Source organism: Actinomadura rubrisoli (assembly GCF_004349215.1).
GTDB lineage: Bacteria > Actinomycetota > Actinomycetes > Streptosporangiales > Streptosporangiaceae > Spirillospora > Spirillospora rubrisoli.
Map to the genome: position 1 here is coordinate 37779 of NZ_SMKU01000023.1, position 11257 is coordinate 49035.

The 11257-nt window shown below is 71.9% G+C and carries 12 protein-coding genes and 1 riboswitch; of the genes, 9 read left to right on the forward strand and 3 right to left on the reverse strand.

Features of this window, described 5'->3' with window-relative positions:
• Positions 1-315: 315 nt before the first annotated feature.
• The 4 genes from E1298_RS07795 (at position 316) to E1298_RS07805 (ending at position 4164) form a co-directional block, all read left to right on the forward strand.
• Complete coding sequence (locus E1298_RS07795; RefSeq protein WP_243725439.1) at positions 316-954, forward strand: thymidylate synthase family protein; 639 nt, start codon at positions 316-318, stop codon at positions 952-954.
• A gap of 353 nt (positions 955-1307) precedes the next feature.
• Positions 1308-2897, forward strand: coding sequence for a phosphoglycerate dehydrogenase (serA, locus tag E1298_RS07800; protein ID WP_131890428.1), 1590 nt, complete (start codon positions 1308-1310; stop codon positions 2895-2897).
• 318 nt (positions 2898-3215) lie between these two features.
• A complete protein-coding gene (locus tag E1298_RS47905) occupies positions 3216-3359 on the forward strand; it encodes a hypothetical protein (RefSeq protein ID WP_165975358.1) in 144 nt (47 codons plus the stop codon).
• A gap of 100 nt (positions 3360-3459) precedes the next feature.
• Positions 3460-4164 carry a (2Fe-2S)-binding protein gene (locus tag E1298_RS07805; RefSeq protein ID WP_131890430.1) on the forward strand — a complete coding sequence of 235 codons (705 nt, stop codon included), beginning with the start codon at positions 3460-3462 and terminating at the stop codon, positions 4162-4164.
• Positions 4165-4195: 31 nt separating this feature from the next.
• Here the strand turns inward: E1298_RS07805 and E1298_RS07810 are convergent, their stop codons facing one another.
• On the reverse strand, positions 4196-4936 hold the full coding sequence (locus E1298_RS07810; protein ID WP_131890432.1) for a CbtA family protein: 741 nt from the start codon (positions 4934-4936) through the stop codon (positions 4196-4198).
• 10 nt (positions 4937-4946) lie between these two features.
• Positions 4947-5183, reverse strand: coding sequence for a CbtB domain-containing protein (locus E1298_RS07815; protein WP_131890434.1), 237 nt, complete (start codon positions 5181-5183; stop codon positions 4947-4949).
• Between the two features lie 33 nt (positions 5184-5216).
• A riboswitch (cobalamin riboswitch) is annotated at positions 5217-5405 on the reverse strand.
• Positions 5406-5531: 126 nt separating this feature from the next.
• Here E1298_RS07815 and E1298_RS07820 point away from each other — a divergent pair.
• From E1298_RS07820 to E1298_RS07835, 4 genes are all read left to right on the forward strand, one after another.
• A complete protein-coding gene (locus E1298_RS07820; protein WP_131890436.1) occupies positions 5532-6587 on the forward strand; it encodes a 3-isopropylmalate dehydrogenase in 1056 nt (351 codons plus the stop codon).
• Positions 6588-6763: 176 nt separating this feature from the next.
• A complete protein-coding gene (locus tag E1298_RS07825; RefSeq protein WP_131890438.1) occupies positions 6764-7867 on the forward strand; it encodes a branched-chain amino acid aminotransferase in 1104 nt (367 codons plus the stop codon).
• A gap of 254 nt (positions 7868-8121) precedes the next feature.
• The gene (gene cimA, locus E1298_RS07830) at positions 8122-9732 is read left to right on the forward strand and encodes a citramalate synthase (protein WP_131890440.1); all 1611 of its coding nucleotides are present in this window, start codon (positions 8122-8124) and stop codon (positions 9730-9732) included.
• Positions 9733-9739: 7 nt separating this feature from the next.
• On the forward strand, positions 9740-10021 hold the full coding sequence (locus E1298_RS07835; RefSeq protein WP_131890442.1) for a GNAT family N-acetyltransferase: 282 nt from the start codon (positions 9740-9742) through the stop codon (positions 10019-10021).
• A 65-nt stretch (positions 10022-10086) separates the two neighbouring features.
• On the opposite strand, the gene E1298_RS07840 is transcribed toward E1298_RS07835, so the two are convergent.
• The gene (locus E1298_RS07840; protein WP_131890444.1) at positions 10087-10443 is read right to left on the reverse strand and encodes an antibiotic biosynthesis monooxygenase family protein; all 357 of its coding nucleotides are present in this window, start codon (positions 10441-10443) and stop codon (positions 10087-10089) included.
• A gap of 244 nt (positions 10444-10687) precedes the next feature.
• On the opposite strand from E1298_RS07840, the gene E1298_RS07845 reads away from it, so the two are divergent.
• Positions 10688-11059: a tetratricopeptide repeat protein gene (locus E1298_RS07845; RefSeq protein ID WP_131890446.1), complete on the forward strand. Its 372-nt coding sequence runs from the start codon at positions 10688-10690 to the stop codon at positions 11057-11059.
• Positions 11060-11257 lie beyond the last annotated feature (198 nt).

Sequence of the window (11257 nt, forward strand, 5' to 3'; positions counted from 1 at the left end):
GGCAGCGCGTCAGAATGCGAGTGAAGGTCACCTGCCGGATAAAACAACCTACCCTTTTCGCTCACTTTGCAGGATACTTGAAGAAAGCCGTGACGACGGCCGGCCGGTGCGGAGAACCTGCGCCAACAACCCCGTGACCGCCGCCTGAACGGCGTTGGGGCGAGTACATGACTGATGTAAGGCTGTCCGGGAACACGGCGAGGCGGCGAGCCGGGCGCGAGGCGGAATTTATCCCCCGCGCGGCAATGCCGGAGGCAGGAAATTCCCCGTTCCGCATTGCGGGTCACGGGGTGGAATATGGCGGGGAGTCGTGAGGTGGCGGCGGCAGCGGGCCGTGACGTCCAGCGCTGGGAGACGTGCGGCCAGGCGTGGATCGCCGTGCTGCGGCACGTCTGGTCGGCCGGCGAGGCCGGAATGGAGGACGGCGAGCCCATCATCGAGGGACCGCCGGTGCTCTTCGAGGTCGCCTCGCTGAGCTGGGAGGATCCGATACTGCACGAGCACGGCGACCGGGCGCGCATCGTCCGGCGGGCCCAGGAGCGCACCCGCCGCGCCGTCCGCGGGCGGTACGGGCCGCGGCTGCGCGACCTCGAAGGCGTCGACCAGCTCGCCTGGGTCGTGGACCTGCTGCGGGCCCGGCCGTGGACGACCAGCGCGTGGATCTCGCTCACGATCCCGGGCGAGGCCGCCGAGGGGCTGCCGTGCCTGACCGCGCTGTCGTTCCGCATCCGCGGCTACCGGCTGATCATGACGGCGATGTTCCGTTCGCAGAACGTCTTTCGCGGCTACCTGACCTACATCCCGCTGCGCGCCGTCCAGACGCAGGTCGCCGACGAGCTGGGGCTCCCCGCCGGGCCGCTGCGGATCTTCGTGGACGTCCCGCACGTCCACGTCGGCGACGCCGAGGGGGTCGCGTCCGTCCTGACCGCCATCCCCGAGCCCAACGCGGCCTGATCCGCGACGGGACAGGGCCCGGCGGCCCGGCCGGAGCAGGGCCGGCGGCTGGGCGATCATGCGGCCGGGCGGCCGGGCCGGTGGCGCGCCGCCGCGCGACGTTGTGAGCATGGTCACTGGACCTCGCGGCGGCGGGCCGGATGGCCGTAACCGGACGGCCTCCCGCACGTCCTGCCGGGACGGTGTGCTGACGGTATGAGGACGGGCCGGGAGTTACCCATGGGTGTTCGCAGCGCCGCCGGCCCCGCCGTCCACGGGAGATAGACTCGACGCCTGGGGGCGAGGGCACGACGAGGTGACTCGCGACTTCACCTGCACACCACCCGAACAACCGACTTCCAAAGGACTTTTCCTTGAGCAAGCCCGTCGTCCTCGTCGCAGAAGAGCTCTCCCCGGCCGGCATCGCCGTGCTGGAGTCCGACTTCGAGGTCCGTCACGTCGACGGCAGTGACAAGGCGCTTCTGCTGCCCGCCGTCGCCGACGTCGACGCACTGATCGTCCGCAGCGCCACCAAGGTCACCGCCGAGGTCTTCCGGCACGCCAGGAAGCTGCGGGTCGTCGCCCGCGCCGGCGTCGGCCTCGACAACGTGGACGTGGAGTCCGCCACCAAGGCCGGCGTCATGGTCGTCAACGCGCCGACCTCCAACATCGTCACGGCCGCCGAGCACGCGATCGCGCTGCTGCTCGCCACCGCGCGGAACGTGCCCCAGGGCCACGCCGCGCTCAAGCAGGGCGAGTGGAAGCGCTCCAAGTACACCGGCGTCGAGCTGCAGGGCAAGACCGTCGGCGTGCTCGGCCTCGGCCGCATCGGCGTGCTGGTCGCCCAGCGCCTCGCCGCCTTCGACATGAGCGTGATCGCGTTCGACCCCTACGTGCAGGCCGCCCGCGCCGCCCAGCTCGGGGTCAAGCTCGTCACCCTCGACGAGCTGCTGCGCGAGAGCGACTTCATCACCGTCCACCTGCCGAAGACGGCCGAGACGCTCGGCCTCATCGGCGACCGCGAGCTGCACCAGGTCAAGCCGAGCGTGCGGATCGTCAACGCCGCCCGCGGCGGGATCGTCGACGAGGAGGCGCTCGACCTGGCCCTCAAGGACGGGCGGGTCGCGGGCGCCGGCATCGACGTGTTCAGCACCGAGCCGTGCACCGACAGCCCGCTGTTCCACCACGACGCCGTCGTGGTCACCCCCCACCTCGGCGCCAGCACCCACGAGGCGCAGGAGAAGGCGGGCACGCAGGTCGCCCGCTCGGTGAAGCTGGCGCTGTCCGGCGAGTTCGTCCCGGACGCGGTGAACGTCCAGGGCGGCGCCGTCGCCGAGGACGTCAAGCCCGGCCTGCCGCTCGCCGAGAAGCTCGGCCGCATCTTCACCGCGCTCGCGGGCGGCGTGCCCGTCCGGCTCGACGTGGTGGTGCGCGGCGAGATCGCCGAGCACGACGTGAAGGTGCTGGAGCTGGCCGCGCTCAAGGGCGTGTTCGTGGACGTGACCGAGGAGGCCGTGACGTTCGTCAACGCGCCGCTGCTCGCCTCGGGCCGCGGCGTGGAGGTCACCCTCACCACCAGCGAGGACAGCCCCGACTGGCGCAACGTCGTCCAGGTGCGCGGGACGATGGCCGACGGCGCCGTGGTGTCGGTGTCCGGCACGCTCACCGGTCCGAAGCACGCCGAGCGGATCATCGAGATCAACGGCTACAACATGGAGCTCGTCCCGACCGAGCACATGGCGTTCTTCTCTTACCTCGACCGTCCCGGCATCGTCGGCGCGGTCGGCAAGCTGATCGGCGACGAGGGCGTCAACATCGCGGGCATGCAGGTCGGCCGGGCCGCCAAGGGCGGCCGCGCGCTGATCGCGCTGACCGTCGACTCGGCCATCGCGCCGCAGCTCGTCGACGCCATCTCCGCCGAGGTCGGCGCCGACATGGGCCGCCGGGTCGACCTGGAGAACTGACCCGCGAAAGCACCGCCTCGGGCGGGCGCCCGGCACCGTGCCGGCGCCCGCCCGAGACGTTCCGGCACCCCGCTCCGTCTCACATGGTGAGAAAATGCGCCACGGGTCGGGACTGTCGCCGGAACGGCGGGTACCGTGGGAGTAGTCATGCGGCGCTTCGTGGTAATCCTTCGCTGCCGCAGCGGGGCCTGATCATCGGCAGGCCGGCACCCGCTGCGGAGGTTGTGCTGGCCGTGAGTCCGATTCACGCCGGACCGTGCGAACCACGTCCTCCCGGCGGCCCTTCCGGCCTACAGCCCAGCGATCGGAGCGACCGAGATGAACGACGCCACCATGAACAAGACCGCCATGAGCAGTGCCACCATGAGCAACGCGCCCGCCGACGACGCCCAGGAAGAGGCGGCCCGCGCCCTGCAGACCGCCCTGGACCGTCGCGACAACGGCGGCCGCCCCTCCAAGTAGCCGGCCCGCGGACAGCAGCCGGCCTGCAAGTGGCCGACTCTGCCGATCAGGGGACCACCCGCACCGGCGGGCGGTCCCCTGATCGCATTAGGGTGGAGGCGTGCCCGCCGCCGAGCCCCCAGCGGCCGATCCCGCCGAGATCGTGGAAGCCCTCCGCGACGCCGCCCGGCTCGGCCCCTTCTTCGAGATCGGCACCGATCCGGCCGAGGAGGCCGACCCCACCTGGCGCCCGTTCCCCGAGACCGACCGCGACCGGCTCGCCGGGCTGACCGACCGGTACGCCGAGCGGCTCGGGACGGACGAGCGGCGGGTGGCCGCGTCCATCCTCTTCCAGGGCCTCGCGTCCCGCCTGTGGTCGCCCGTCGTCGCGGTGGCGGCGCGCGGCATCGTCCCCGACCTGTCCGGCCTGCACTGGCGGTGGGCGCCGGGCGCCCCCGTCGCCCTGTGGCTCGCCGACCCGCGCGGCCGGCGCGCGAAGGACGCCCGGGACGCGGCCGGGCTCGTCCATGACGCCGTCGTGGACGGGCAGCTCCGCCCGCTGCGCGACGCGATGCTGGGCTTCGTCCGGCTCGCGGACGGCCTGCTGTGGGGGAACGCCGCCTCGGCCCTCGCGGGCGGCCTGAACGTCGGGCCGGCCGAGCCCGGACGCGCCGCCCTCGTCCGGGAGCTGCTCGCGCGGGAGCCGCTGGCCGGGACGGGGACGTTCGTGCGCGGCCGGTTCGTCCGGCGCAGCTGCTGCCTGTACTACCGGGTGCCGCCGGGCGGCGAGATGTGCGGCGACTGCGCCCTGCTGCCCCGCCGCTGAACAAGCGGGCGGCAGGGCGGCAGGGCCGAGGTCAGGCGGCTGCGGGGGCCGCGGCGCGCGCCGGGTTCCGGGCGAACGCCCGCTCGGTGAGCAGGCCGAACAGCAACCCGATCGTCGCCCACAGGACGAGCTGGACGCCCAGCGAGGCGATCCGGAAGTCCCACAGGACGGTGGCCGGGAAGTGCTCGGGGATGGCGTCGGGCTTCGGCGTGAGCCGGTAGACCACGCCGACCACCACGGCGAACCCGGCGGCGGACACGATCGTCGCGTTCCACACGCCGAGCCGCGGGACGAGCCGGCGGCACACGACCACCGCGGCCGTCGTCGCCAGGATCCCGAGCGCGACCATGCCGAAGTACAGGGCCGTCCGGCTCCCGATCGTCTCGGGGGCGCCGACCGCCGGGGGCGTCGCCGGGTACTTCAGGAACGGGACGAGCTCGATCGCCACGAACCCGGCCAGGGCGACCAGGGCGGCCGTGGCGCGCGCGCCGAGCCGTCCGAGCCGTCCGTAGGCGAACGCGAAGGCGATCGAGAACAGCCCGCCGAGCGCCACCCCGTACACGGCCATCGCCGTGATCAGCCCGGCGGTCTTCTGGACCGTCCTGCCGACCACCTCCGGCTCGTGCCCCTCGTGCGCGGCGTGGGCCTTGGCCTCCTCGAACGCGATGGCGTGCCCGACCTGGGGCTCGCCGTACAACCAGGCGACCACCAGCGCGAGCGCCGCCGCGGCCAGCCCGACGAGCATCCCGCGGACCAGCAGAGATCTCATCATCGGCGGCGGCTCAGTGGCAGGGGAAGCCGAGCAGGTGCCGGCCGTCGTGGGTGAACTCGTGGACCCACGTGCCGCCGAACAGCGACGTCGCGCCCTGCTCGGCGCCGACGAAGTAGATGAGCACCGCGGCCAACACCACGGCGAAGACGGCCCAGGGCAGGACCTCGCGGATCGGCACGCGCAGCGGCGCGGGGGTCGGCTGGGCCTGCGGGGGCGCTCCGGCGGACGGAACGGCGGACTGGGCCATGGTCGGGTCTCCTCACGGGGTTCACTCGCCCCGGTAGCGGGAGGACGACGGGTCAGTGTCCTGACTCCCAGATCCGCGCCTCCCTCCGACCTTCCAGCCGGGACGCCGGCCGTGGTCGTGAAGCGGGGGAGACTCCCTGGTCACAGTGGCGGGACCGTCCTGGAATCGCACCAGGTTCCTGCGCACCGTCGCCTCATGTGAACTTGTCGTGCAGAGCGTCCCCTTTGCGGGGCGGTGCGTCAAGTCGACGGCGGGTGACAAAACGGGGCCTGAGCCGGTCACGAGACCGCCGTCCCGGGATACGAGACGAGAGCCCAGGCAGTGAGACGTTTGCAGTAGAGTGCGGCCATGGTTTCCCGCAGCATTCGCCTGGCCGTCATCCCGGGTGACGGCATCGGCCCCGAGGTGGTCGCCGAGGGGCTGAAGGTCCTCGGCGCCGTCGCCCCGTCCAGCGGCCTCGCGTTCGAGCAGACGTCCTATGACCTCGGCGCCGCCCGCTGGCACCGCACGGGCGAGACCCTGCCCGACACGGTCCTCGACGAGCTGCGCGGCCAGGACGTCATCCTCCTCGGCGCCGTCGGCGACCCCAGCGTGCCGAGCGGCACTTTGGAGCGCGGGCTGCTGCTGCGGGCCCGCTTCGAGCTGGACCACTACGTCAACCTGCGCCCGGTGAAGCTGTTCCCGGGCGTCGCCACCCCGCTGGCGGGCGTGACGCCGGACGACATCGACATGATCGTCGTCCGCGAGGGCACCGAGGGCCCGTACACGGGCGTCGGCGGCGTGCTCCGCAGGGACAGCCCGAACGAGGTCGCCACGCAGGAGAGCGTCAACACCGCCTACGGCGTCGAGCGGGTCATCCGGTACGCCTTCGAGGTGGCCGCGTCCCGGCCCCGGCGGAAGCTGACGCTCGTCCACAAGGACAACGTCCTCACCTTCGCGGGCGACCTCTACCAGCGCACCCTCAAGCGGGTCGGCGCCGGATACCCGCAGGTCGCCGTCGACTACCTGCACGTCGACGCGGCGACCATGTTCTTCGTCAGCCGGCCCCAGCGGTTCGATGTCATCGTCACCGACAACCTGTTCGGGGACATCATCACCGACCTCGGCGCCGCGATCGTGGGCGGCATCGGGCTGGCCGCCTCCGGCAACGTCAACCCCGACCGCGCCGCGCCCTCGATGTTCGAGCCGGTGCACGGCAGCGCGCCCGACATCGCGGGCCAGGGCAAGGCCGACCCGACCGCCACGATCCTGTCGGTCGCCATGCTGCTCGACCACGTCGGCGCCGCCGACGCCGCCCGCCGCGTCGAGCGGGCCGTCTCCGACGACCTGGCCGAGCGGGCCGGGTTCGGCGACCGTTCCACCACGCAGATCGGCGACGCGATCGCCAAGCGAGTATCGGGCTAGGGGCGCGCCTCTCTGGCCTGAGCACAGGGACACTCCGGGCGCGCCTCACGGCGCGTCCGGTTTTCCGTATGCGCCGTGAGCGAGGAGTAGGTCTAGACGAAGCACGACAATGGGGATTAAGGAAGCCGAAGCGGCGATGGGGCCGCACCCGGCGATCCGCGAGAGGACGAACCGCGATGAGCAGCACCCTGGACTTCGAGATCACGCTCACCGAGCGGCCCGCCACGGCCGACGAGCGCGCGCGCATCCTGGCCGATCCCGGCTTCGGGCGGCACTTCACCGACCACATGATCACGATCCGGTACTCTGCGGACCGCGGCTGGCACGACGCGCGGCTCGAACCCTACGGGCCCATCCCGATGGACCCCGCCAGCCAGGTGTTCCACTACGCCCAGGAGCTCTTCGAGGGGCTCAAGGCGTACCGGCAGCCCGACGGCTCGGTCGTCACGTTCCGGCCGTTCATGAACGCCGCCCGGATGAACCGCACCGCCAGGCGGATGGCGATGCCGGAGATGCCCGAGCAGCTGTTCGTGGACGCCGTCGAGCTGCTGGTCCGCACCGACCACGCGTGGGTCCCCGACGCCGAGGGGCACAGCCTCTACCTGCGGCCCTTCATGTTCGCCACCACCCGCGGGCTCGGCGTGAACAGCCCCGCGGACGAGTTCCTGTTCATGGTCATCGCGTCCCCGTCCGGCCTGTACTACCCGCGCGGCATCAAGCCGGTCTCGGTGTGGCTGTCGCAGGACTACACCCGCGCCGCGCCGGGCGGTACCGGCGAGGCCAAGTTCGGCGGCAACTACGCGGCGTCGTTCGCGGGCCAGGCCGAGGCCGTCGCGGCGGGCTGCGACCAGGTCGTCTGGCTCGACGCGGTGGAGCACCGCTGGGTCGAGGAGGTCGGCTCGATGAACCTGATGTTCGTCTACGGCTCCGGCGCCCGCGCCCGGATGCTCACCCCGGCGCTGACCGGGACGCTGCTCGCCGGCGTGACCCGCGACTCGATGCTCACGCTGGCGCCCGACCTCGGCATCGCCGCCGAGGAGGGCAAGATCAGCATCGAGGAGTGGCAGTCCGGCTGCGCCTCGGGCGAGATCACCGAGGTGTTCGGCTGCGGCACCGCCGCGATCATCAGCCCGGTCGGGCACGTCAAGGGCAACGACCGCGAATGGACGATCGGCGACGGCGAGCCGGGCGAGATCTCCATGCGCCTGCGCGAGGAGCTGATCGGCATCCAGTACGGCACCCGCCCCGACCCCTACGGCTGGGTCCACAAGATCGTTTGATGCCCGGCGGCCGGATGGCGCGCCCTCACCTGGAGGAGCGCGCCATCGGCGGACGAGAGTCGTCCCATCATGTGAGACGGATGTCCCATCCACGCGCACCATGTGGCAGACTGTCGTCCATCATGCGCCACAGCCTCGTGATTATCGGCTGGCGCGCCGGCATCTGACGGGACAACGCCGGCGCGCAGACCTCTCACGTCCGTGAGGGGTCTTTTTTGTGCCCTGGCGCTGATCACCCATCCTTGGGGGTTTCCATGCAAGGCGACGCTTTCCACGTCTACGACACCACGCTCCGCGACGGCTCGCAGCAGGAGGGGCTCAACCTCTCCGTGGCCGACAAGCTCGCCGTCGCGCGGCACCTCGACGACCTGGGCGTCGGCTTCATCGAGGGCGGCTGGCCGGGCGCCAATCCCAAGGACACCGAGTTCTTCAGACGGGCTCAGACCGAGCTCGGCCTGAGGCACGCGCAGCTCACCGCGTTCGGCGCGACCCGCCGGGCCGGAGTGAAGGCCGCCGACGACCCCCAGGTGGCCGCCCTGCGCGAATCCGGCGCGTCCGTCGTGACCCTCGTCGCCAAGAGTCACGACAGGCATGTCGAGCTGGCCCTCCGCACCACCCTGGAGGAGAACCTCGCGATGATCCGCGACACGGTCTCCCACCTGCGTGCGGAGGGCCAACGAGTCTTCCTGGACGCCGAGCACTTCTTCGACGGCTACAAGGCCAACCGCGCCTACGCGCTGGAGGCCGTCCGCACCGCCGCCGAGGCCGGCGCGGACGTCGTCGCGCTCTGCGACACCAACGGCGGCATGCTCCCGGACGAGCTGGCCGACGTCGTCCACGAGGTCGTCTCGGCCGGGCTGCGGGTCGGCATCCACTGCCACGACGACTCCGGCTGCGCCGTCGCCAACTCCCTGGCCGCCGTCAAGGCCGGCGCGACCCACGTCCAGGGCTGCGCGAACGGCTACGGCGAGCGCAGCGGCAACGCCAACCTGTTCACCGTCATCGGGAACCTCCAGCTCAAGCGGGGCATGAACCTCGTCAGCGACGCCCAGCTCGCCGAGATGACCCGGATCGCGCACGCCGTCTCCGAGGTCACCAACATCACGCCCGGCTCCCAGCAGCCCTACGTCGGCCTGTCCGCCTTCGCGCACAAGGCCGGGCTGCACGCGTCCGCCGTCAAGGTCGACCCGAACCTCTACCAGCACATCGACCCCGCCACCGTCGGCAATGACATGCGGATGCTTGTCTCCAGCATGGCCGGGCGCGCCTCGGTCGAGCTGAAGGGCCGCGAGCTCGGCTACGACCTGTCCGGCGAGAAGGCCAAGGCCGTCGTCGACCGGGTCAAGGAGCTGGAGTCCACCGGCTACACCTTCGAGGCCGCGGACGCCTCGTTCGAGCTGCTGCTGCGCGAGGAGCTCACCGGCGTCCGCCAGCGGCACTTCGAGGTCGAGTCGTGGCGGTCCATCGTGGAGCGCCGTCCCGACGGTTCCATGGTCAGCGAGGCCACCGTCAAGCTGCACGCCAAGGGCGAGCGGATCATCGCGACCGGCGAGGGCAACGGCCCCGTCAACGCCCTGGACAACGCGCTGCGCGTCGCGCTCGGCCGCCTCTACCCGGAGCTGGCGCGGCTGGAGCTGGTCGACTACAAGGTCCGGATCCTGGAGGGGACGCACGGGACGGGCGCCCGCACCCGCGTCCTCATCGAGTCCGGCGACGGCGAGCGCGAGTGGGGCACGGTCGGCGTCGAGGACAACGTCATCGCCGCGTCCTGGCAGGCGCTGGAGGAGGCCGTCACCTACTGCCTGCTGCACGCCGGCCACGAGGTGGGCGCCGGGACCGACTCGGCGGCGCCGGCCGGGGAATGATCGGGACATGAGCAACGAGATCACCGACAACGCCGAACGGGCCCGCTACGAGATCAAGGTGGACGGCGCCCTTGCCGGATTCGCCGATTACGAGTCGCGGCCCGGCCGGCTCGTCCTCACCCACACCGAGGTGGACGACGCCTTCGAGGGCAAGGGCATCGGAAGCGCCCTGGCCAGAGGAGCCCTGGACGACATCCGCGCCAAGGACCTGCGCGTGGTCCCGCGCTGCCCGTTCATCAAGAAGTGGATCGACAAGCACCCCGACTACCAGGACCTTGTGGCCACCTGACAGCCACCGCGCAGGCCGCGGGACGGGTGACGTCGCGCGGCCTGCGCTCGGGCCGCTCAGGTCGCTCAGGCTTCGGCGGGCTTGGGGGAGGCGCTCTCGATGACCTCGAAGCTCCACAGCTCCGCCCCGCTCGCGGCGGGCCCGCCGTGCCCTTGGCCGGCCGGCCGGGCCTCGGCGTCCTTGGCCGCCGCCGCGTGGCCGCGCTGGAACGACTGGTCGGCCGTCCAGCGCTGGAAGTCCTCTTCGCTGCGCCAGCGGGTGTAGACCATGTAGCGGTCCGACCCCTCGACCGGGCGCAGCAGCTCGAAGCCCTCGAAGCCCTCGGCCGACTCCACCAGCCCGGCCCGGCCCGCGAAGCGCCGCTCGACCTCTTCGCGCATCTCCGGCTTTACGGTCAGCACGTTGATCTTCACTACGGACACGCCCGCCCCCTTCGTATCAGGAGGAACCCACCGTACCGGGCGTCCCCCGTCCACCTGAGCCGGGACGGCGGGCCCGCAACGGACCGGCGTGTTTCCGGTGCTATCGATGCTGTCGCGCAGAAACTTCGCCAAACCTAGCCAAAGCGGTGGCGGATTTCGGTTTCGGCGGCCACCATGGTTCCAGCACGGCACGTGTGACGTTCCCGCGCGCCGTCTCCCGCCACCGACCTACCGGAGTGATCCTATGCCTGTCCGACCCTGGAGTCCCGAGGACCTTGGGCGTCCCACGGACGGGACCTGGGCGGACGTGGCCTTCGGGCTGGGCGAGATGTACGAGCGGGCGGGCGACCTGGAGTCGGCCGCCGACTGGTACCGGCGCGCCGCGGAGTCCGACCGCGCCGACGCGGCCCTGCGCCTCGGCGCCGTCCTCGGCCGCATGGCCGACGCGAGCCGCGCCGACGACTCCGCCGAGGACCTGCTGGCCGAGGCCACCCGCTGGCTCAGCGGCGCCCAGGACACCAGCACCCCCGACGCCATCGAGCTCATCACCGACATGCTCAACCGGCACCAGCGGCAGGCGGCGCGCCGCGGCCTGGAGCCCGCCCCCACCTGCTGACGGCGGCATTCCCTCCGTATCCGTACGAACCGAACGGCGCCGCCCGTCGTCGGACTCCATGAGATCGACGACAGTGGAGGGTGACGAGTTGAGCGGCGAGGAGACATCACCGACATGCTCAACCGGCACCAGCGGCAGGCGGCGCGCCGCGGCCTGGAGCCCGCCCCCACCTGCTGACGGCGGCATTCCCTCCGTATC